Annotated in this window: 19 protein-coding genes; 9 read left to right on the forward strand and 10 right to left on the reverse strand. The window is 62.3% G+C overall.

Going from position 1 to position 21,551, the window contains the following annotated elements; genetic code table 11:
- Positions 1 to 379: 379 nt before the first annotated feature.
- Together KXZ72_RS03195 and KXZ72_RS03200 are read left to right on the forward strand one after the other, a co-directional pair.
- Complete coding sequence (locus KXZ72_RS03195; protein ID WP_226082289.1) at positions 380 to 1,321, forward strand: hypothetical protein; 942 nt, start codon at positions 380 to 382, stop codon at positions 1,319 to 1,321.
- 9 nt (positions 1,322 to 1,330) lie between these two features.
- Entirely contained in the window at positions 1,331 to 3,004 is a 1,674-nt protein-coding gene (locus KXZ72_RS03200) for a hypothetical protein (protein ID WP_226082290.1), read from the forward strand.
- Here the strand turns inward: KXZ72_RS03200 and KXZ72_RS03205 are convergent.
- The 8 genes from KXZ72_RS03205 to sufB form a co-directional block, all read right to left on the reverse strand.
- Positions 3,001 to 3,930, reverse strand: a complete 930-nt coding sequence (locus tag KXZ72_RS03205) for a glycosyltransferase family 2 protein (protein ID WP_226082291.1) — start codon at positions 3,928 to 3,930, stop codon at positions 3,001 to 3,003. The genes KXZ72_RS03200 and KXZ72_RS03205 overlap by 4 nt on opposite strands.
- An 81-nt stretch (positions 3,931 to 4,011) precedes the next feature.
- Positions 4,012 to 4,635, reverse strand: a complete 624-nt coding sequence (locus tag KXZ72_RS03210; protein ID WP_226082292.1) for a GNAT family N-acetyltransferase — start codon at positions 4,633 to 4,635, stop codon at positions 4,012 to 4,014.
- 196 nt (positions 4,636 to 4,831) lie between these two features.
- Positions 4,832 to 5,983 (reverse strand): dTDP-4-amino-4,6-dideoxygalactose transaminase, encoded by a 1,152-nt coding sequence (rffA, locus tag KXZ72_RS03215; RefSeq protein ID WP_226082293.1) that lies wholly within the window; start codon positions 5,981 to 5,983, stop codon positions 4,832 to 4,834.
- A gap of 241 nt (positions 5,984 to 6,224) precedes the next feature.
- Positions 6,225 to 6,554: a metal-sulfur cluster assembly factor gene (locus tag KXZ72_RS03220; RefSeq protein WP_226082294.1), complete on the reverse strand. Its 330-nt coding sequence runs from the start codon at positions 6,552 to 6,554 to the stop codon at positions 6,225 to 6,227.
- 9 nt (positions 6,555 to 6,563) lie between these two features.
- Complete coding sequence (gene sufC, locus KXZ72_RS03225; RefSeq protein WP_226082295.1) at positions 6,564 to 7,331, reverse strand: Fe-S cluster assembly ATPase SufC; 768 nt, start codon at positions 7,329 to 7,331, stop codon at positions 6,564 to 6,566.
- Between the two features lie 3 nt (positions 7,332 to 7,334).
- Positions 7,335 to 7,661, reverse strand: a complete 327-nt coding sequence (locus KXZ72_RS03230; protein WP_226083410.1) for a non-heme iron oxygenase ferredoxin subunit — start codon at positions 7,659 to 7,661, stop codon at positions 7,335 to 7,337.
- A complete protein-coding gene (sufD, locus tag KXZ72_RS03235) occupies positions 7,661 to 8,854 on the reverse strand; it encodes a Fe-S cluster assembly protein SufD (protein ID WP_226082296.1) in 1,194 nt (397 codons plus the stop codon). The genes KXZ72_RS03230 and sufD overlap by 1 nt, the downstream gene beginning before the upstream one ends.
- Positions 8,855 to 10,273 (reverse strand): Fe-S cluster assembly protein SufB, encoded by a 1,419-nt coding sequence (sufB, locus tag KXZ72_RS03240; RefSeq protein WP_226082297.1) that lies wholly within the window; start codon positions 10,271 to 10,273, stop codon positions 8,855 to 8,857.
- Between the two features lie 298 nt (positions 10,274 to 10,571).
- Between sufB and KXZ72_RS03245 the strand changes: the two genes are divergently transcribed.
- Positions 10,572 to 11,531, forward strand: a complete 960-nt coding sequence (locus tag KXZ72_RS03245; RefSeq protein ID WP_226082298.1) for a COX15/CtaA family protein — start codon at positions 10,572 to 10,574, stop codon at positions 11,529 to 11,531.
- A gap of 249 nt (positions 11,532 to 11,780) precedes the next feature.
- On the opposite strand, the gene KXZ72_RS03250 is transcribed toward KXZ72_RS03245, so the two are convergent.
- Entirely contained in the window at positions 11,781 to 12,701 is a 921-nt protein-coding gene (locus KXZ72_RS03250; RefSeq protein WP_226082299.1) for a heme o synthase, read from the reverse strand.
- A gap of 269 nt (positions 12,702 to 12,970) precedes the next feature.
- Here KXZ72_RS03250 and tkt point away from each other — a divergent pair, with 269 nt between their 5' ends.
- The 6 genes from tkt to pgl are packed head-to-tail and all read left to right on the forward strand — an operon-like array spanning position 12,971 to position 21,089.
- Positions 12,971 to 15,061 (forward strand): transketolase, encoded by a 2,091-nt coding sequence (gene tkt / locus KXZ72_RS03255; RefSeq protein ID WP_226082300.1) that lies wholly within the window; start codon positions 12,971 to 12,973, stop codon positions 15,059 to 15,061.
- A gap of 24 nt (positions 15,062 to 15,085) precedes the next feature.
- Positions 15,086 to 16,195 (forward strand): transaldolase, encoded by a 1,110-nt coding sequence (gene tal / locus KXZ72_RS03260; protein ID WP_226082301.1) that lies wholly within the window; start codon positions 15,086 to 15,088, stop codon positions 16,193 to 16,195.
- Positions 16,192 to 17,787 (forward strand): glucose-6-phosphate isomerase, encoded by a 1,596-nt coding sequence (locus KXZ72_RS03265; RefSeq protein WP_226082302.1) that lies wholly within the window; start codon positions 16,192 to 16,194, stop codon positions 17,785 to 17,787. Before tal ends, KXZ72_RS03265 begins: the two co-directional genes overlap by 4 nt.
- Before the next feature lie 27 nt (positions 17,788 to 17,814).
- Positions 17,815 to 19,359, forward strand: coding sequence for a glucose-6-phosphate dehydrogenase (zwf, locus tag KXZ72_RS03270; RefSeq protein ID WP_226082303.1), 1,545 nt, complete (start codon positions 17,815 to 17,817; stop codon positions 19,357 to 19,359).
- On the forward strand, positions 19,356 to 20,303 hold the full coding sequence (locus KXZ72_RS03275) for a glucose-6-phosphate dehydrogenase assembly protein OpcA (protein ID WP_226082304.1): 948 nt from the start codon (positions 19,356 to 19,358) through the stop codon (positions 20,301 to 20,303). Before zwf ends, KXZ72_RS03275 begins: the two co-directional genes overlap by 4 nt.
- Before the next feature lie 15 nt (positions 20,304 to 20,318).
- On the forward strand, positions 20,319 to 21,089 hold the full coding sequence (pgl, locus tag KXZ72_RS03280; protein ID WP_226083411.1) for a 6-phosphogluconolactonase: 771 nt from the start codon (positions 20,319 to 20,321) through the stop codon (positions 21,087 to 21,089).
- A 48-nt stretch (positions 21,090 to 21,137) separates the two neighbouring features.
- Here pgl and KXZ72_RS03285 read toward each other — a convergent pair whose 3' ends face one another.
- Entirely contained in the window at positions 21,138 to 21,545 is a 408-nt protein-coding gene (locus KXZ72_RS03285; protein ID WP_226082305.1) for a hypothetical protein, read from the reverse strand.
- Positions 21,546 to 21,551 lie beyond the last annotated feature (6 nt).

Below are 21,551 nucleotides of genomic sequence, written 5' to 3' on the forward strand. Positions count from 1 at the left end.
TCGTCTCCAACCCAAGGCGGCACTGCGACCGCTGCGAATATCCGCGAGTCTGATATTCTCGGCACGTCGCAAGGAGCAGTCTTTCTCCGCAACTTTGTGAATAACCACGCCCAGAAATCAGACGCCCTGCGTTTAATTTGTCCTCGGAAGGACCCCACTCCCAGTGAGAACCCACCTGCGATCGTACCTGATCATTGCTGGAGTACTATCGCTCCTATCCGCACCGGTATTCTACCGGCTCTCACAGCCGGGCGTCCGCTCCGATCTCCTCGCACATGCCGCTCTGGCTCGAGGGATGGTGGAAAATGGCGGATGGTTTTCCTATTCTTTGTGGTATCCGCTCTTTCATTTCCTCTCGTTTGGATCCGAGAGACCCGAAGTGGTCGTAGCCACGATCGTGATTCTCCTGACCGGCTTCACGGTATTGAAGGGCTGGGTTGTCTTCTGGATCGCGCAACGGTATCTCTCCTCGCCTCAGCTGAGCACCCTGGTTGCCCTTGTGGCCGCCGTCGCGATGCCGCTGATCGACCCGAATAACCCCGCAAACCTCTACCTCGGACATCTATCGGCCAACGTCTGGCATAACTCGACCAATGTCATGGTCGCGCCATTTGCAATCGCCGCTTTTTACACGGGAATCCTCTTCCTTCGGAAACAGACGGTTCGATCGGCCGCCGTTTTCTCCGGACTCATCGTGCTGTCCACCCTGTGTAAGCCAAATTTTTCACTAGCGCTGCTTCCCGTAATCGGAATTGCCGCCATAATTGTCCTGATTCAGAATCGCACGGCTATTATGCCCGCGTTAAAATTGATATCTATCGCGTTTATCCCGGTGGCAGCGCTTCTTGCGCTGCAATATACGATCGTGTTTCTTTCCGGAAGTGTTCGAGAAACAAAACTGGGCATATCTCCCTTTGCCGTCTGGTCTCATTTCTCCGACAACATCTCATACTTCTTGGTGCTCTCCTTGGCCGGGCCGGTTCTCATGCTGTTAGCAATGACTCCGTTAGCCAGACGTTCGCTGGAAATTCAAGTCTCCTGGTTGACGTTACTCGTCGCCATTGCTCAGTATGGCCTCCTGGTGGAGGTATTTCCCGATGGAAGTATCTCCTTCGAGGGCAACTGGACATGGGGCTCCTATACCGCAATTACAGTGGTATTCATTTTCTCCATGATTTTCATGTTGCGTCAGCTCGACGTGCCTAAACTTGATCCCTGGCCGCGGGTCGCGCTGTTTCTTGCTGGACTGGCTGTTGCGGCACACACGTTCTCGGGAATCTACTATCTCCTGAACGTCGCAAAAACAATAAACACCTTTTAGGGGCGCCCCATGACAGCACTGCGAGAACGCATCAACATCCTTTTGGCGACCCGATGGAGTCTGTGCCTGGGTCTCCTCCTACTGACGCTGGTAGGGGCAGCAATCCTCGGCCCGGTTCTCTTTTCCTCGGTGGATGCCGACGACGCACATTGGATACTGGAAACGCCGGCCTATACGCAAGGGTCGTTTTGGCAGTCGGTGGTCTGGTCGTTCACCGACGTTCCCGCACAGTCCCCGGATCAGGGTCGCTTCTCCCAGTTTGCCTATGCCATGCAGCGCATCATGGACCTGGCCACGATGAACCTCTCCGTCGCGCTCTCAACGCCCCCGCTGGTCATCCGGGCGGGGCTAAAGGTGATTCTCTTATTGGTTGCCTTTGCATCCATCCTGGGTTTCGCGCGCATCCTGCGCCGGCGCCTGCCGGATGGGCGCCTCGTGGGCCTATCGCGGGGCGATAGCGTGCTCTTTGCGGTCATCCTGGCGGTACTTATCCCGCTGGGTGCCAAGAGTATGATGTTGGGCAGTTTCAACGGCTGGATTTCGTACCCGGTGCTCACCTACGGAGCCGTCCCTATCATTTTCGGGGCGGGGATAATTATGTTGTGGCTCTACGAGGGTCTGCAGCGAAAATTTGTCCTTTTCGCGCCCATCGCGGTTATCGTGGTCCTCGTAATCTGCGTGTTCATCACTACCAGTTATGAGCTGTACTATCTGGTCTTTCCGATGATGATCGTATCCCTGCTTCTGCAACCACGAAATCCTGAATACTCCGCGGGCAGGGACCGATCTAAGATATTTCTTCTGGCGACCACGGCGACATTATTTGCTCTTGCATTTGGCGTTACCCGTCTCTATGTAGCTACCGCCTGCGCGGCGGGAGGCTGCTATACCGGGGTTCTTGCCGGATCGGTTAAGGGCACGATCAGCGCAACGGTATACAACCTCGTCAGCTCCCTTCCCGGCGCCACGGTGGACTACGCGGGCCAAAACGCCCTCGAGACCTTAGGTTCGGATCCTCAGTCGCCCACCCGAGGATCGCTGCTTTTGGGCATTCTCTTTGCATTGGGCGTCTTATTAGTCATTTTGTGGGTGCGTCGCCGCAACCGTTCCCGCCTGTTGCAGGCCCCCCAAGAGCGCATCACAACGGAGCCTCTTTACCTTCGATTGGCGGCGCTGAGCGCGTGTGTCGCCCTGGGCGGCGCAGTCCTTATGGCCGTAAGTTCGAAGGCCCAGGCCTCGTTGACGCTCTGGTCCGTTCCGTTCCGCAGCGGTGTACTGATTTGGTTTGCCCTGGCGACCATGGTGGCTGCCCTCTTAATGTATCTCGCGGGCAGAAGCCCCCGCACCGCGCCCTATATCATTAGTGCGCTGGCTCTTGCCGGGGCCGTGGTGATCGCTATGGCGACACCGATTAACTATTACGCGGCACAGAATGCGCGCCTAAATCAGGTGACTCGTACGGTGGACAGCATCCATAACGAAGTCGCCGTGGGCGATCTTTCCCCCGCGGCGGATGCCTTGCGATGCACGCTGATTTCCACACTCATGGAGCAGGTTGGCGAGGATCTACATGGTGAGCGCACGATTTCCGGTGCCTACGCGGCGTTTAACCACTATTACGGAGTGCCGTTCTGTTCGCAGCTAATCGGACCCTACGATACGGTTCCGACAACCATTTACTAGATTTTTTTGCGGATCAAGTACATGGGACGACCCATGCTTCGCAGGTGTTGACGGCCAAGGTACTCCCCGATGATACCGATCGTGAGCATCTGAGCACCTGCGAATAGGGAGATCATGCCGGCCATTGTGGTGTAGCCGGCCACGGTGTTATAACCCAATAGGAACCGGACGCCGATGGTCAGCAGCATAATGAGTCCAAATGCGCCGCAGATGAAGCCCAGCCAGGTTGCCAGCGTGAGCGGCGCGGAACCATAGCCGGTAATCATATTCATTGCGTGCTTAGCCAAACGCAATACGCTATAAGAAGAACGCCCGGTCTCGCGGCGATCCATGGAGACCGTTACGGGTACCACGGACGAGGTGGTCCAAGAAAGCAAGACGTCCAGATTTACCTGAGAGTCATCTACGCGGCTGAATCCCTCACGCAATTCGCTGCGGAACGCTCGAAAAGCCCCCACCCACTCGGCGTTCGCAACTCCGGCCAGGGCGAGGGCCCGCTTAACCGACCGTGACGCAAACGAACGAAAGAACCCGTGCTCCTCAACCTCCGGAAGCGCGTACACCAGATCGACACGAGGGTCGACGAACGGCGCAATTAGCTTTCCAATTTCCTCTGGAGGATGCTGTAAATCATCGTCAAGCGTGACAATAACGTCGCCCTCGGCGAGCCGGATACCGGCCAACAGCGCATTGTGTTGTCCAAAGTTTCGGCGCAAATGCACCACGGAGATGAATGACTGACTTTCGGCACTGCTATCGGCGGCGTCGCCGGTCCCGTCGATATCTCCATCCACAACCAGGATGATCTCGTAACGCTCAATTTCTCCGGCAAAAACAAGCTCGTCGAGCGAGCTACCCAGTCGCGTGGTCAGCTCGGGAAGTGTGGCAGCCGAACGATAACAGGGCACAACTACAGACAGTTTCATTCGGCCAGCTTAGCCCTCGGGCATCCTCTCCCGCACACCGACAAACGTGGTCAACAGCATCGAGCGACGCTCCCCAAAAGGTTAGCGTCGTACCAGGTGCGCCGTTTCAACTGCTAGTGCCGGTACCAAGCCCGCTCGAGCCCACGCGCGCTGGACGTTGAGATTATAGGACTGTGTTGATATCACAGCCCTTTTGATGCCGCCCGCCGCGGCCCCGGCGATGATTCCGTCTAGGAGATGACGGTACAACCCCTGCCGCTGAAAGCGAGACCCAATAGCGGCCAACTCAACCTCGTGAACCGAGAGCTCGGAAAACTCAGAAATAATGGCCGCTCCCACGGGCACCCCCTCGGCAAGGAGCAGATATGCAATACCGGAATGATCAAGCAACGTATTCTGCGCCCATTCAAGGTAACCCTCGGTAACGGCAGAATGTTCGAAGCGCCCATTTGCCGCGTAGTGATTCACATAGCCGTTAAACGAGTCCTTTAATAGATCTAGGGTCGGTCTACGCCACGGACTGCCCGAGAACTCGTCCCCGCGAAAGACCAGCACCTCGATACCAGCAATACGCTCGATAGCCCGATAATCACTCGTGTGCGTCTCCCAATACATGAGCGACCCGGCCGGCAACACGCGCCAGCCGACGGGCGCCACGCGATCGGCCAGCGCAACCAACCGAGAAGGGTAACGCAGAATGACCACGTCTTCTTCACTGTCCCGGAGTCGTCGTGAAACGGTCTCAACCAGCGCGTCTCCCGACGGCTCGCCAGGAATAAGCTGCGTGACGCCACAGGCCTCGCCAACGGATAGCCTGCCCACTCCGAGACCAAATCTCGCGGACTCCGTTCCGCTATGAGTGAGATGACTCACACCCGCGTGCGCACTCGCCCAGGACATTTTATGCCGTTCCCGTCACGGTGAAGGCACGCACGGCATCGATTACACGGTCAACCTGAGAGTCACTCATCCCGGCCCACAACGGAAGGCGGACAATGCGCCGAGAAAAATCAAGACTATTGCGACACTCTTGAGGCGTGCGCCCAAATCTACGCCCGGCCACACTCGAATCGAGCGGAATATAGTGAAAAGTACCAATTACTCCACGATCGCGCAGATGCTCTAAAAGGGCCTGTTGCATCTCAAAACTCGGCATCAGCAGATAAAAAAGATGCGCGATTTGCGTCGCTTTTGCGGGAATGGTCATGGGAAGCACCGCCGAGCGCGCGGCCCACTCGGCCAATTCCCTTGAATACCGCTCCCATACTCCCCCGCGCAGGCGCTGAATATGATCAAACTGTTCCAGCTGCGCATCTAAGACCGCTGCATTAAACTCGCTGGGGAGATAACTTGACCCCTTATCCACCCAGGAATACTTATCAACCTGCCCACGAAGGAACCGTGATCGGTTTGTGCCCTTTTCGCGAATGATCTCGGCACGCTCTACAAAACGATCATCATTAATCAGGAGCGCACCTCCCTCTCCGGAGTGCACATTCTTCGTGCTATGGAAACTCTGTGTCGCGAATGCACCAAACGTACCCAGTTTTTGGCCGTCCCACTCGCCGCCCAAACCGTGGGCATTATCCTCGATCACCGGAAGGCCGTGTGCATGAGCGATTTCCAGCACCCGATGCATGTCCGGCGCAACGCCACCATAATGCATTACAGAAATCGCCTTGGTTCGAGACGTGATGGCGCTCTCGATCAACTCCGCGTCGATCACACCGGTGTCTTTCACCACATCCACAAATACGCTTGTTGCGCCGTAGGCGGACACCGCCGTGGCCGCCGAGGGGAACGTATAGCTCGGGAGAATAACCTCATCGCCCGGAGCCAGATCCAATAACATCGATGTCATTTCCAGGGCGTGTGTACACGAGGTCGTCAGGAGAACGCGTTCACTCCCCGTAATTTGTTCCAGTCTTGCGGTCGCCGACGCGGTGAATGGCCCATCGCCATGAGCATGCCCGCTGGCAAGCACTGCCTCAAGGTTTCGCGCCTCGCTATCAGCACGAAACGGGCGACTGAAAACGATTTTCTCTTCATTCATACGGTGGAGTGTCCTTGAAATTAAGTGGTTCTAAGCAACGCATATAGGCCGAATAGAATGTCCCCGTCGGAACCGTAAACATGCTATTCGCAGCGCTCACGCCGCACCTGCAGGTTCACTCCCAAACAGGTCGAAGCAGTCGTTCCAGACTACAACACCATCCGGCTTTCGGCCGCCAGGCGTCGCCGCAGGAATACAATAAGGCCCCCCACCCGATAGGTGAGGGGCCCGTTGAATTTTGCTACATCGAGAAGCCGAGGGCGCGCATCATATCGCGGCCGTCATCGGTGATCTTTTCGGGGCCCCACGGCGGCATCCACACCCAGTTGATGCGGAAGGCCTCCACCACGCCATCGAGGGCCTCGGCGGTCTGAGCCTCCAGCACATCGGTCAGCGGGCAGCCGGCCGAGGTGAGGGTCATGTGGATGATCAGGGCGTTATTTTCGTCGTCCCAGCCGAGGTCATAGATGAGACCGAGGTCCACGATATTAATCCCGAGTTCGGGATCCATCACGTCCTTCAGTGCCTCTTCGACCTCGTCATAGCGGGCCGGGCTGAGAGTGGAAACCATGGCTCTAGCCTACGCCTCGGCGGGCGCGTCCACCAGGAAGCGGTCGTAACCCTCTTCCTCGAGGCGGTCGGCCAGCTCGGGGCCACCCTGCTCGGCAACCTTACCGTTCACAAATACGTGGACGTGATCCGGCTTGATATAGCGCAGGATGCGGGTGTAGTGCGTGATCAGGAGGACACCGATATCGGTGTTCTCCTTGGCGCGGTTCACACCCTCCGAGACGATCTTCAGGGCGTCCACGTCGAGGCCGGAGTCGGTCTCGTCGAGCACGGCGAAGCGCGGCTTCAGCAGCTCAAGCTGCAGGATCTCGTGACGCTTCTTCTCTCCACCGGAGAAGCCCTCGTTCACGTTGCGCTCGGCGAAGGCCTTATCCATGCGCAGGTTTTCCATGGCCGAACGCACGTCCTTGATCCACGCGCGGATGGCCGGGGCCTCGCCGTCGATCGCGGTCTTGGCGGTGCGCAGGAAGTTGGTCACGGTGACGCCCGGGATCTCCACGGGGTACTGCATCGCGAGGAACAGGCCGGCGCGGGCGCGCTCGTCCACGCTCATCTCCAGCACGTCCTCGCCGTCAAGCGTGATCGAGCCCGAGTCCACGATGTACTTGGGGTGTCCGGCGATGGTATAGGCCAGCGTGGACTTTCCCGAGCCGTTGGGGCCCATGATGGCGTGGGTCTCCTTGGAGTTGATCGTGAGGTCAACTCCGCGCAGGATCTGCTTGGTGCCCTGGTCGGTTTCGACGCTGACGTGCAGGTCGCGAATCTCAAGAACAGACATTACTTAAATCTCTTTCGTTACGGTCGGGTCGATATAAATGTCGCCATCACGCAGATCGACAACATAAACCGGTACGGGTTCATAGGCGGGGAGGGTCAGCGGCTTTCCGGTTTTCAGCGAGAACGCCGATCCGTGGGCCCAGCATTCCAGGGTCTCCCCCTCGACAAATCCCTCGGAGAGGGAGATATCACCGTGGGTGCAGGTATCGCCGATGGCGTGGACCTCACCCTGACTATCTAAAACGAGCGCAATGGGCTTTCCGTCTACCACGACCCGCTTGGCCTGGTTCAGGGTGAGCTCATCAAGCGAGCAAACTCGGGTCGACACGATTATGCTGCACCCGCCGCAAGCTCGTCCTCGATGACCTGCTCGATGCGGGCCTCCAGCTCGGAATCGCCGATGCGCTGCACGATCTCTATCAGGAACCCGTGCACCACGAGGCGACGGGCGTCAACCTCGTTGATGCCGCGAGCCATCAGGTAGAACAGCTGCTCGTCATCAAAACGACCGGTGGCACTCGCGTGACCGGCACCGGCGATATCGCCGGTCTCGATCTCGAGGTTCGGCACGGAATCGGCGCGGGTACCCTCGCTCAGCACGAGGTTGCGGTTCTCCTCGTAGCTATCGGTGCCGTTGCCGGACTGGCGGATGAGAACATCGCCGATCCAGACCGTGTGTGCACCCTCGCCCTGCAGCGCGCCCTTATAGGTCACGCGGGAGCGGGTATGCGGGGCATCGTGGTCCACGTAGACGTGCTGCTCGAGGTGCTGGTGGGCATCCGCGAAATATACGCCGAGGGCCTCGATATCGGCACCCTGTGCACCGAGGTGGCTCGAGGGGTTTACCCGCACGATCTTGCCACCCAGGGTCACGGCGAAGTGCTTCAGCTTGGCATCGCGGCCGATCTCGGCAAAGTGCTCGGCGAGGTGGTGGGCGGTGTTATCCCACTGCTGCACGCTCACGACGGTGAGCTCCGCGCCGTCGCCAATGATGAGCTCGATATTTTCGGTGAGGTTTGCTGCACCGGTGTTATCAAGAATCAGCAGGGCGCGCGAGTGCGGCTTGGCCTCGATGATCGTATGCGCGGCACGGGCGTTTCCACCCAGCTCCGAACGGATCAGGCGGAACGTCTTGGCGTCCTCGCCGGTCACGGTGATCGCGAGGGCCTTCTCAAAACCGCTCCAGGCGTTTGCGGCCGCCTTATTTTCGGGGGTTCCGGCGGTGCCGATGCGGGCGTCGTCGCGACCGACCCACTCCACCGAGACGCCGGCCACGGCGGGCGCGTCGAAGGGATACTCGGAGCCGTCAAGCTCGCCGTCGATGAGGGCGGAGAGCTCGGAGACCGGGGTGTACTTCCACGCGGGCTCGCGCCCGGTGACCGCGGGGAAATCCCCCACGTTCACCGAGGCGAACCGCTCGGAGCGGGTCTGCACGGGGATGAAGGCGGAGCCACCATCCGAGTGCGCACGGAAACCGTGCTGTTCTGATTCTGTACTGCTGGCTGCAGGCGCTGTGGTCGTCATTTAGCCGACAGATCCTTCCATACCCATTTCAATGAGCTTATTGAGTTCGAGTGCGTATTCCATCGGGAGTTCGCGGGCGATCGGCTCGATGAAGCCGCGGACGATCATGGCCATGGCCTCGTCCTGCTCCATACCGCGGCTCATCAGATAGAAGAGCTGCTCCTCGCTGACCTTGGAGACCGTGGCCTCGTGGCCCAGCTCGGCGTCGTCCACGCGAATATCGATGGCCGGATAGGTATCCGAGCGCGAGATGGTGTCCACCAGCAGGGCGTCACAGTTCACGACGTTTTTCGAGTGGTGCGCATTGGCGTCCACCCGAATCTCCCCGCGGTAGCCCGCGCGGCCGCCGCCTCGGGCGATCGACTTGGAGAGGATCGAGGACTGGGTATACGGGGCCATGTGGATCATCTTGGCGCCGGTGTCCTGGTGCTGGCCGGGGCCCGCGAAGGCCACCGAGAGGGTCTCACCCTTGGCGTGCTCGCCCACGAGGTAGATGGACGGGTACTTCATGGTGACCTTGGAACCGATATTGCCGTCGATCCACTCCATGGTGGCGCCCTCTTCGGCGATCGCGCGCTTGGTCACGAGGTTATAGACGTTATTCGACCAGTTCTGGATCGTGGTGTAGCGAACGCGGGCGTTCTTCTTCACGATGATCTCCACCACGGCGGAGTGCAGCGAGTCGGACTTATAAATGGGGGCCGTGCAACCCTCGATATAGTGCACATAGGAGCCCTCATCGGCGATGATCAGCGTGCGCTCGAACTGGCCCATGTTTTCGGTATTAATCCGGAAATAGGCCTGCAGCGGGATATCCACGTGTACACCCTTGGGTACATACACAAAGGAGCCACCCGACCAGACGGCGGTGTTCAGCGCGGCGAATTTATTATCGCCCGAGGGGATCACGGTACCGAAGTACTCCTTGAAGATCTCCGGGTGCTCCTTCAGGGCAGTATCGGTGTCGAGGAAAAGGACACCCTGCTCCTCCAGGTCCTCGCGGATCTGGTGGTATACAACCTCGGACTCGTACTGGGCTGCCACACCGGATACCAGGCGCTGGCGCTCGGCCTCGGGGATCCCGAGGCGCTCATACGTGTTTTTGATCTCCTCGGGCAGGTCATCCCACGTGGTGGCCTGCTTCTCGGTGGAGCGCACAAAGTACTTGATGTTGTCGAAGTCAATCTCCGACAGGTCCGCACCCCAGGTGGGCATGGGTTTGCGTTCAAAAATCTGGAGGGCCTTCAGGCGGCGCTGCAACATCCAGTCTTCCTCGGATTTGAGGTTGGAGATGTTGGTGACCACTTCGGGGTTGATGCCTCGACGCGCGGACTGACCCGCGGCATCCGAGTCGGACCATCCGAATTCATAGACCCCGAGGGAATCTAATTCGGGGCGGTCAATGAGAACGTCTGACATGTCTCTACCTCTTTTCTACCTGCCGGCAACAGCATTTCTGTCCCGAGCATTCCCTCGCATTGATGCGGTATCAGCCGCGGGCTTGTGAGGGGGGTGATGTGCGAGTCGCTCTCCAGCGTCTCTACAATGAGTTCAAGGGGTTTGAGCAAACGGTTTGGTTTGACCCAAATACCGCTGCGCCCGGCGCACGGCTTGAACTCTCCTAGTCTATAGGTTTTATGCGCCTTCCGCCTCCCCGAAAGCCGCGTGCCGTGGATGACATACCAACCGCTACAACGAAGAATGGGGCTTGATTCCCGTGACTGCTCTCACGACCCGGATCCGTCGCTATACACAGGGCGTGGAGCGCTGGCTTCCGCAGAGCGTGGATCGGCGGGTGCGCGTCCTGGCCTGGCTCTCCCTGATCTTCCAGACGGTCCTGATCGGCACGGGTGGCGCGGTGCGCCTGACCGGCTCCGGCCTGGGCTGCCCCACGTGGCCCAAGTGCACCGATGAATCGCTGATCTCCACCCCCGAAATGGGTATCCACGGCATCATCGAGTTCGGCAACCGGATGCTCACTTTTGTCCTCGTGATCATCGCGATCGGCGCGTTTTTATCGGTGTGGAATATGCGCAAGCGCCGGCGTGACCTTTTTTGGATCACGTTTTGGCAGGGCATGAGCATTCCGTTCCAGGCGGTCCTCGGCGGCATCACGGTACTCACCGGCCTGAACTCCTATGTGGTCGGCGGGCACTTCCTCGTATCGCTGGGCCTCGTGGCCCTGACCACGATGCTTGTCTACCGCGTCTATCGCGGCGCGGCCGGCCCGGTGATCCCGCCGCGCGCCTATCGCACGCTCACGCAGATCGTGATGGGCCTGGTGGCCGTAACGGCCGTGGTGGGCATTCTTACCACCGGTTCCGGCCCGCATGCCGGGGATGCAGCGGTCCCGCGCAACGGCCTCGACGCCGAGCTGATGCAGCACTTCCACTCCTGGCCCGGCTATGCGATGCTCGCCGCGACCGTACTCCTGCTCCTGCTGACGCTGCGCCAGGGACGCCCGCGCGGCTTTGTGCTGTGGCTGCTGCTCGCGCAGGTCGCGCAGATCCTCCTGGGCATCGCGCAGTCTCGCCTGGGGCTGCCGGGGGTCATGGTCGGCGCCCATATGGTGCTCGCGGGCGTGGTGATTGCCCTCGCCACCGCGGTGGTGCTGGGCACCCGCACCGCGGTCCCGGAGCCGGCCGCCGTGCGCGCGGAGCCCGTCCACGCGCCGTAGCCCCCCCGGTTCCAGAAGACGAGCCCCGCGCCACCCGGCGCGGGGCTCTTTTGGTGCCCCGGCGACCCCGGGGCACCCGCTCCCGGTCCCCGGGAGGCGGCGACACACACTCCCCCACCCCGCGCGCCACGCCCGGAATAACCGCCGCGGGCACCGCCGCCGGATGCACGGATGCGCAACCCGCGGGCCCAAAAGCAAAACGCCCGGGACGCAGAAGCGGCCCGGGCGGTGAGAAAACGTGCGATTTTTCTAGAACGGAAGCAGGGGGTCGATCCCCACCGCGAGGAAAAGCAGCGTGAGATAGGAGATCGAGCCGTGGAAAACGCGCATCGGGCTGGCGGCCTCGTGACGAATCGAGAGGCTATACAGCCGGTGGGTTTCATAGATGAACCAGCCACCCGCGAGCACCGCTACCACCGTATAGAGCACGCCCATATGACCCACCGGGATCAGCAGCAGCGAGCATACGATCGTGGCCCACGCATAGAGGATCACCTGCAGGCCCACCTGGGCGCGGCCGCGCACCACCGAGAGCATCGGCACACCCACGGCCTTATAGTCCTCGCGGTATTTCATGGACAGCGGCCAGTAGTGCGGCGGGGTCCATAAAAACACCACGGCGAAGAGGATAAACGGCTCCCACGCGAGCGAACCGGTCACGGCCGTCCAGCCGATCAGAACCGGGAAACAGCCCGCAATTCCGCCCCAGATGATGTTCTGGGCGGTGCGGCGCTTCAGCCAGAGCGTATAAACACAGACATAAAAGAAGATCGCACCCACCGAGAGCGCGGCGGCCACCCAGTTGGTGGTGACATAGAGCCATACGGTGGAGGCCACCGCCAGAACCCAGGAAAACACCAGCGCCTCGCGCGGGCTGAGCTCGCCGGTGACCAGCGGGCGGCCCTGGGTGCGGTTCATGACGCGGTCGATATCGCGGTCAAAATAGCAGTTAAACGCGCCCGCGGAACCGGCGCTGAGGGAGCCTCCGATCACGGTGGCCAGCACCAGCCAGAGGCTCGGGAGGCCGCCCTGCGCGAGGATCATCACCGGCACCGTGGTGACCAGCAGCAGCTCCATCACGCGAGGCTTCGTGAGCGCAAAATAGGCCTTCGCTTTACGCTTAAAGCCAATTTTTTCTGTATGCACCCGGGGCATTTCGGCGATGTCCATTGCTTTTTAACCTCTTTACTCGACAAAGCCATCCTAGCGAACGGGTTTCGGGGCGGCCAACCGTGCAGTCTCGCCGGAATTTTCCGAGGCGCGGCGGCAGAGTTCCCTATACTGGAAGGGCTCGTGTTCGCGGCACAATCCCGGTGTTTGGCCCCCAATTGGGGCTTTCACTGCCCGTGCTCGTTCCGGGTCATGTCTTTAGGCGTGTGTTTCGCTCAGCCGAGTGCGCCACCGTGGCGGTTCGGTTCGACTAGGAAGGTCAACAGATAGTGGCAGCTTTGCAATGGGACCCCATTGACAATAAGGCGGTTGACACCGCCCGTGTTCTCGCGGCAGATGCCGTCGAAAAGGTCGGTAACGGCCACCCCGGCACGGCAATGAGCCTGGCGCCGGCCGCATATCTTCTGTTCCAGAAGGTCATGCGCAAGGACCCCACCGATGAGAACTGGCTCGGTCGCGACCGCTTTGTCCTCTCCGTGGGCCACTCCTCCCTCACCCAGTACGTACAGCTGTACCTCGGCGGCTTTGGCCTCGAGCTCGGCGATATCGAGGCGCTGCGCACCTGGGGTTCGCTGACCCCCGGCCACCCCGAGTACGGACACACCAAGCACGTCGAGATCACCACCGGCCCCCTGGGCCAGGGTCTCGCCTCGGCCGTGGGCTTCGCCTATGCCGCACGCTATGAGCGTGGCCTGTTTGACCCCGAGGCCGCCGCGGGCACCAGCCCCTTTGACCACTTCGTCTACGTCGTGGCCGGAGACGGCGACCTCCAGGAGGGCGTGACCAGCGAGGCCTCCTCGCTGGCCGGCCACCAGGAGCTGGGCAACCTGATTGCCATCTACGACTCCAATCAGATCTCCATCGAGGACGACACCGATATCGCCTTCACCGAGGACGTGGCCAAGCGCTACGAGTCCTACGGCTGGGACGTGCGCATCGTGGACTGGAAGAAGAACGGCGAATACGTCGAGGACGTCGCCGAGCTCAACGACCAGATCGAGGAGGCGAAGCTTGTCACCAATAAGCCCTCGCTGATCATCCTCAAGACCATCATCGGATGGCCCTCGCCGAAGAAGCAGAACACCGGTGGCATCCACGGCTCCAAGCTGGGCGCCGAGGAGCTCGCCGGCCTGAAGGTCGCCGTGGGCTTTGACCCCGAGAAGAGCTTCGACGTGGCCCCCGAGGTCATCAACCACACCCGTGGTGCCATCGCCCGCGGCGCCGAGCTGCGCGCCGAGTGGCAGGTAGGCTTCGACGCCTGGGCCGCCGCCAACCCCGAGCGCAAGCAGCTGCTTGACCGCCTCGAGGCCCGCGAGCTTCCCGCCGACGTCGAATCGGCACTGCCCGTATTCGAGGGTGGCAAGGACGTCTCGACCCGTGCCGCATCGGGCAAGGTCATCAACGGCCTCGCCGCCGTGCTGCCCGAGCTGTGGGGCGGCTCCGCCGACCTCGCCGGCTCCAATAACACCACCATCGAGGGTGCGGCATCGTTTGTTCCCGCCGAGCACTCCACGGCCAGCTGGACCGGTAACGAATACGGCCGCGTGCTGCACTTCGGTATCCGCGAGCACGCCATGGGCGCGATCCTCAACGGCATCGTCCTGCACGGAAAGACCCGCGCATTTGGCGGAACCTTCCTGCAGTTCTCCGATTACATGCGTCCCGCGGTTCGCCTCGCGGCCCTCATGAACGTGGCCCCGATCTTCGTCTGGACCCACGACTCGATCGCCCTGGGCGAGGACGGCCCCACCCACCAGCCGGTGGAGCACCTGGCCGCGCTGCGCGCCATCCCGAACCTCGACGTCATCCGCCCCGCGGACGCCAACGAGGTGTCCTATGCGTGGCTGGAGATGCTGAAGCGTCACACCGCCCCGCAGGGAATCGCGCTCTCGCGTCAGAACCTCCCCGTGTATGAGCGTGGCACCGGCAACGCCGAGGGCGAGACCTTCGCCTCCGCCGCACTCACCGCCCGCGGTGCGTATACCCTCCTCGAGGCGCCCAATGGCACCCCCGAGGTGCTGCTGATCGCCACAGGTTCCGAGGTGCAGCTGGCCGTTGAGGCCCGCGCGCAGCTCGCCACCGAGGGCATCCAGGCCCGCGTTGTCTCGGTCCCCTCGCTGGAGTGGTTCGCCGAGCAGGACGCCGCCTACCGCGAAGAGGTTCTCCCCTCCGCCGTCACCGCCCGCGTCTCCGTGGAGGCCGGTATCGCCCTCACCTGGCGCGGCATCGTCGGCGATAAGGGTCGCTCCATCTCGATCGAGCACTTCGGTGCCTCGGCCGATGAGAAGACCCTGTACACCAAGTTTGGAATCACGACCGAGGCCGTTGTGGCCGCGGCCAAGGAATCCCTCAACGCCTAGTCGTTGAAGATCGGAAGAATTGAAATGACGAACGAACGTACCGCAGCACTCTCCGCCGCCGGCGTGAGCATCTGGCTCGACGACCTCTCCCGCGGACGCATCAACTCGGGCGGCCTGCAGACCCTCATCGCCGAGAAGAACGTTGTTGGTGTCACCACCAACCCCACGATCTTCGCCGGGGCCCTGAGCAACGGTGAGTCCTATGCCGAGCAGGTAGCCGAGCTCAAGGCGGCCGGGGCCGATGCCTCGAAGGCCGTATTTGAGATCACCACCGATGACGTCGCGGCAGCAAGCGATATCTTCGCCGATATCTATGCCTCCTCGAAGGGCTATGACGGCCGCGTCTCGATCGAGGTGGAGCCCGGCTTCGCCCACGATGCCGCCGCCACCATCGCCCAGGCCAAGGAGCTGTGGGCCAAGGTCAACCGCCCCAACGCCATGATCAAGATCCCCGCGACCCTCGAGGGTCTCGAGGCCATCACCGCCGTGATCGCCGAGGGCATCAGCGTAAACGTCACGCTGATCTTCTCGCTCGAGCGCTACCGCGCCGTGATCAACGCGTTCCTCACCGGCCTGGAGCAGGCCAAGGCCAACGGCATCGACATCTCCGGTATCCACTCCGTGGCGTCGTTCTTTGTGTCCCGCGTGGACAGCGAGATCAACACCCGCCTCGCGGCCGTCGGAACCCCCGAGGCCATCGAGCTCAAGAGCAAGGCCGGCGTGGCCAACGCTCAGCTCGCCTATGAGGTCTTTGAGCAGGCATTCGCCTCCGAGCGTGCCGCCACCCTGATCGCCGCCGGCGCCAATAAGCAGCGTCCGCTGTGGGCCTCGACCGGTGTCAAGGATGCCGCGCTGCCCGATACCCTGTACGTCACCGAGCTGGTGGCCCCGGGTGTTGTCAACACCATGCCCGAGAAGACCCTGGAGGCCACGGCCGACCACGGTGTCATCACGGGTGACACAGTCACCGGTTCCTATGCGTCCGCCAACGCCGTCATGGATGCCGTGGCCGCACAGGGTGTCTCCTATGATGAGGTCACCGCTCTTCTCGAGAAGGAGGGCGTGGAGAAGTTCATCGTCTCCTGGAACGAGCTCCTGGAGACGGTGAACACCGCCCTGGAGGCCTCCAAGTGAGCTTCGAAATCCACCTCTCCGGCGCGGCAAAGGACGCGGTAGACGCCGCCGTTCCGGCGCTGGTTGCCGATATGGTCGCCTCCGCGATCACCGCTCAGAACCCCACGCTGTGGGGCCCCGACGCCGAGGCCGAGGCCTCCGTGCGCCTGGGCTGGACCGAGGCGGCCGCGATCTCGCGTCCCCTCGTTCCCGAGATCGAGGCGCTGCGCGAGGAACTGCGCGCGGCCGGAGTGACCCATATTGCCCTCGCGGGCATGGGTGGCTCCTCGCTGGCCCCCGAGGTCATCACCAATACGATGGGCGTGGAGCTCACCGTTCTGGACTCGACCTCCCCCGGCCAGGTGCTCTCGGCACTGAACGACCGCCTGACCGAGACCGCCCTCGTGGTGTCCTCCAAGTCGGGCTCCACCGTGGAGACCGATAGCCAGCGTCGCATCTTCGAGAAGGCCTTTACCGAGGCCGGAATCGACCCGCGCGAGCGCATCATCGTGGTCACCGACCCGGGTTCGCCCCTGGACGGTTCGGCCCGCGAGGCCGGCTACCGCGTGTTTAACGCCGACCCCAACGTGGGCGGCCGTTATTCCGCGCTCACCGCATTTGGCCTGGTCCCCTCGGGCCTGGCCGGCGTGGACCTCACCGAGCTGCTCGACGAGGCGGATGCCGCCCTCGTGGAGCTCTCGGTGGATGAGCCGAGCAACCCCGGCCTGATCCTCGGTGCCGCCATGGCCGCGAAGTCCAAGCTGGGTATCGTCGCCGATGGCACCCATATCGTGGGCTTCGCCGACTGGGCCGAGCAGCTCATCGCCGAGTCCACCGGCAAGCAGGGCACCGGGGTTCTCCCCGTAGTCCTGGAGCCGCTGTCCACCGAGGTTGAGGCCGGCTATGCCGATACTCAGATTGTGCGCCTCGTGGAAAACGCCCATACCCACGCGCAGAAGCACCGCCGCGACGGCGAGATCCTCGTCTCCGGCACGCTGGGTGGCCAGATGATGGTGTGGGAATACGCCACGGTTGTGGCCGGACGCCTGCTCGGAATCGACCCGTTTGATCAGCCCGATGTGGAGTCCGCCAAGATCGCCACGCGCGGCCTGCTGGACTCCCGCCCCGAGCCGACCCCCGCAAATTTTGTGGAGGACGGCATCGAGGTGCGCGGCCCCGCCGCGATCCTCGGCGAGGCGACCACCGTGCGCGAGGTCCTCGGCAACCTGGTTGCCGCACTGGGTGAGGACGGCTATCTCGCCGTTCAGGCCTATGTGGATCGCGTGGCCTCCCCGCAGCTGCAGGGTGTGCGCGATCAGCTCGCCGCGATCTCCGGTCGCCCGGTGACCTTCGGCTGGGGCCCCCGGTTCCTGCACTCCACCGGCCAGTTCCACAAGGGTGGACCGGCCGTGGGAGTCTTCCTGCAGATCACCGAGACCGCCCCGGTGGACCTCGAGGTTCCGGATCGTCCGTTCACCTTCGGACAGCTGATCCAGGCCCAGGCCCAGGGTGATGCCAGCGTGCTGGCCGACCACGGACGTCCCGTGGTCACCCTCACGCTGACCGATCCGGCCAGCACCATCGAAACACTGTTCGCGTCCATCGCGCGCTAATTAAAGCAACCCTCTTCTAGGAGTCCCATGTCCCCCGTGGATATTACGCCAGAGTTTAATCCGCTCCGGCTGAGCTCGGATCGGCGATTGAATCGTATCGCCGGTCCGAGCGGACTGATCATTTTCGGTGTTACCGGTGATCTGTCCCGCAAGAAACTGATGCCGGCGGTCTATGACCTGGCCAACCGGGGGCTGCTGCCCCCGGGCTTTTCCCTCGTCGGGTTCGCCCGTCGGGACTGGGAAGACCAGGACTTCATGCAGGTTGTTCACGACTCGGTCCGGGATCACGCCCGGACCGAGTTCCGTGAGGAAGTATGGAACCAGCTCGCCCAGGGAATCCGTTTTGTTCCGGGTGAGTTTGGTGACGATGAGGCGTTTGATCGCCTGAAGCAGACCATTGAAAAGCTTGACCTCGAGCGCGGCACGATGGGGAACCACGCGTTCTATCTGTCGATCCCGCCCAAGGCCTTCCCCCAGGTCACCGAGCAGCTGCGCCGCAGCGGCCTCGCCGACCAGACCGAGGGTTCCTGGCGTCGTGTGGTCATCGAGAAGCCGTTTGGTTCGGACCTGAAGACCGCCCGCGAGCTCAACGCCGTGGTGGAGTCGGTGTTCCCTCCCGATTCGGTTTTCCGTATCGACCACTACCTGGGCAAGGAGACGGTGCAGAATATTCTTGCGCTGCGCTTTGCCAATCAGCTCTTTGAGCCGCTATGGAACGCCAAATATGTTGACCACGTGCAGATCACCATGGCCGAGGACATCGGCGTGGGTGGTCGCGCGGGCTATTACGACGGTATCGGCGCCGCCCGCGACGTCATCCAGAACCACATCCTGCAGCTGCTGGCGCTCACCGCCATGGAGGAGCCCAACTCCTTCGATGCCGCGGATCTGCGTGCGGAAAAGGAGAAGGTCCTCGCGGCCGTTCGCCTGCCCGCCGACCTGGGTACCGCCACCGCGCGCGGCCAGTACGCCGGCGGATGGCAGGGCGGTGAGCAGGTTCCCGGCTTCCTCGAGGAGGACGGCATGAACCCGGAATCCACCACCGAGACCTATGCCGCGATGCGCCTGGACATTAATACCCGCCGTTGGGCCGGTGTGCCGTTTTATCTGCGCAGCGGTAAGCGTCTGGGTCGCCGCGTCACGGAGATCGCCGTGGTCTTTAAGCGCGCCCCGCAGTATCTCTTTGAGGAGAGCCAGACCGCGGAGCTCGGCGAGAACGCCCTCGTGATTCGGGTGCAGCCCGATGAGGGTGTCACGATTCGTTTTGGTTCCAAGGTGCCCGGTGCCGGCATGCAGGTGCGCGATGTGACCATGGACTTCGGTTATGGCCACGCGTTCACCGAGGCGAGCCCCGAGGCCTATGAGCGCCTGATTCTTGACGTTCTGCTCGGCGATCCGCCCCTGTTCCCGCGCCACGAGGAGGTTGAGCTCTCCTGGAAGATCCTCGACCCGATCGAGGAGTACTGGGCCGCACAGGGTGGCCCGCTAGATCAGTATCAGCCCGGATCCTGGGGGCCGGCCTCGGCCGATGACCTTCTCCAGCGTGATGGCCGGAATTGGAGACGCCCGTGATTGTCGAACTGCCCGATACCACCGTCAGTGCGGTATCCAAGCGTCTGGTGACCCTGCGCGAGGACGGCGGAGCCGTGGCCCTGGGCCGCGTCCTGACCCTCGTGATTGTCTCCGAGCACGGCCAGGAGGAGGAGGCCATTGCGGCCGCCAACGAGGCCTCCCGCGAGCACCCCATGCGGGTCATCGTGGTCTCCAATGAGCCGGCAAACGCCGTCTCGGGCGAGGCGCGACTGGACGCCCAGATTCGTGTGGGCGGCGACGCCGGCGCGAGCGAGGTCATCATCCTGAGCGTTTATGGCGATGCCGCACGCAGCCAGGAGTCGCTGATCACCGGGCTCCTGCTGCCCGATGCTCCCGTCGTGGCCTGGTGGCCCGGTGTGGCACCCGCGGGTGTCGCCCAGACCGCCCTGGGCCGGATGGCTCAGCGCCGGATCACGGATGCCTCGGTATGCGAGGATCCCACGGCCGCGCTGGAGCTGCTCTCGCAGAACTATTCTCCGGGCGATACCGATTTCGCCTGGACCCGTCTCACGCTGTGGCGCGCTCAGCTCGCCGCGGTGCTGGATCAGCCGCCGTATGAGCCCGTGACCGCCGTGGTGGTAGCCGGCGCCTCGGACTCGCCGTCCACCACGCTGCTCGCGGCGTGGCTGCGTCGTCAGCTGGATGCCCCGGTCACCCAGGAGCACACGCCGCGCGGTTCCGGGGAGACCGGAATCCACAGCGTCCGCCTGGTTCGCCCGAGTGGCGATGTGGAGATTGCCCGCCCGTTCACCAGTATCTCGGCCACCCTCACGCTCCCCAACCAGCCGCAGCATGAAATTGCGATGCCGCGCCGGAGCCTGCGTGACTGCCTGGCCGAGGAACTGCGTCGGCTCGACCCCGACGCACTCTACGGAGACGTCATCACCGTGGGCCTGCCCGCGCTGCTGGCCGAAACCGCGTAAAGAAAAGGATCAATGATGACCAACGAACGCCGCGTCCTTATCCATAAGGACAGCGAGGCGCTCACGGCTGCACTTGCCGCGCGCTTCCTCACCAAAACGCTGGACTTGCTTGATGAATTTGATCGGGTAAATATTGTCCTTGAGGGCGGTCGGGTGGGAATTGCGGTTCTCGAGTCGATCAACGCCTCCCCCGCCCGCGATAGTCTCGACTGGTCGCGTGTGCACTTCTGGTGGGGCGATGAGCGTTATGTGGCCGCGGACAGCGATGACCGCAGCGATCTGAAGGCCCGCGCGGCCCTGCTTGATCACGTGCAGATCCCCGCGGAAAATATCCATGCGATGCCCTCGACCGATTCCGGCCTCACGCTGGATGAGGCCGCCCAGGCCTATTCCGCGGAGCTGAACCGTTTTGCCGATAGCGATGCCACCGTGCCGCGCTTCGACATCACGTTCCTCGGTGTGGGCCCGGACGGCCACACGGCCTCGCTGTTCCCCGGCTTTGCCGAGGTACAGGATAAGGATCACTCGGTGCTTCCGGTGCGCAATTCGCCGAAGCCGCCCTCCGATCGCATCACGCTGACCCGCTCCGCGCTGAATAGCTCGCAGCGGGTCTGGGTGGAGCTCGCCGGCGCCGAGAAGGCCACGTCGCTGGGGCTCGCCCTCGCGGGCGCCTCCTATGCGGATGTGCCGATTGCCGGCATTAAGGGTCGTCGCCGCACGGTGTTTTTCATCGACCAGGCGGCCGCTGCCGAGGTTCCCGAGAACCTCATCACGCAGAGCTACTAGGCATAAAAATCCGGCCCCTCTCCCGCGGGAGAGGGGCCATTTTTATGTTTAGTGGGCGGTGTGGGCCGGGGGCGCATCCCACGGCAGTTCCGGGGTGGGCGCATCGGCCGCGAGCGGCCGCAGCGTGTCAGGGAGCGGGAACGGCAGCAGGAATTCCAGCGGGGTCGCGTTGATATCGCCCCAGTCGTCTTTTTTCACGCGGATTGCGCTCTCCGATACCTCGGTGAGCCGCACGCGCAGCCAGGTTCCCTCGGGAAGCCGCAGTTCAAAGGGATCGGCGAGATAGCCGATGCCCAGCTCCTCGAGGTACTCCTCGGCCGCGAGCCAGTCCAGCTCGGGGGTACGTTCGCGTCCAAGCAGGTCAATCACGATAAAGCCCTCGCCTCGCGGGGACATCCATCCCAGTAGCTCGCCATCGGGGCGGCGGTGCGGGATCCATTCGGGTAAAGCGCTCATGGCTGC

This window comes from Mycetocola spongiae (assembly GCF_020424085.1).
Lineage (GTDB): Bacteria > Actinomycetota > Actinomycetes > Actinomycetales > Microbacteriaceae > Mycetocola > Mycetocola spongiae.

What these genes read in the sequence shown, in the direction of transcription:
- KXZ72_RS03200 (WP_226082290.1), top strand. Translation starts at nt 1,331, where the DNA reads ATGACAGCACTGCGAGAACGCATCAACATCCTTTTGGCGACCCGATGG.
- KXZ72_RS03205 (WP_226082291.1), bottom strand. Translation starts at nt 3,930, where the DNA reads ATGAAACTGTCTGTAGTTGTGCCCTGTTATCGTTCGGCTGCCACACTT.
- rffA (WP_226082293.1), bottom strand. Translation starts at nt 5,983, where the DNA reads ATGAATGAAGAGAAAATCGTTTTCAGTCGCCCGTTTCGTGCTGATAGC.
- KXZ72_RS03220 (WP_226082294.1), bottom strand. Translation starts at nt 6,554, where the DNA reads ATGGTTTCCACTCTCAGCCCGGCCCGCTATGACGAGGTCGAAGAGGCA.
- sufC (WP_226082295.1), bottom strand. Translation starts at nt 7,331, where the DNA reads ATGTCTGTTCTTGAGATTCGCGACCTGCACGTCAGCGTCGAAACCGAC.
- sufD (WP_226082296.1), bottom strand. Translation starts at nt 8,854, where the DNA reads ATGACGACCACAGCGCCTGCAGCCAGCAGTACAGAATCAGAACAGCAC.
- sufB (WP_226082297.1), bottom strand. Translation starts at nt 10,273, where the DNA reads ATGTCAGACGTTCTCATTGACCGCCCCGAATTAGATTCCCTCGGGGTC.
- KXZ72_RS03250 (WP_226082299.1), bottom strand. Translation starts at nt 12,701, where the DNA reads ATGGACATCGCCGAAATGCCCCGGGTGCATACAGAAAAAATTGGCTTT.
- tal (WP_226082301.1), top strand. Translation starts at nt 15,086, where the DNA reads ATGACGAACGAACGTACCGCAGCACTCTCCGCCGCCGGCGTGAGCATC.
- zwf (WP_226082303.1), top strand. Translation starts at nt 17,815, where the DNA reads ATGTCCCCCGTGGATATTACGCCAGAGTTTAATCCGCTCCGGCTGAGC.
- pgl (WP_226083411.1), top strand. Translation starts at nt 20,319, where the DNA reads ATGACCAACGAACGCCGCGTCCTTATCCATAAGGACAGCGAGGCGCTC.
- KXZ72_RS03285 (WP_226082305.1), bottom strand. Translation starts at nt 21,545, where the DNA reads ATGAGCGCTTTACCCGAATGGATCCCGCACCGCCGCCCCGATGGCGAG.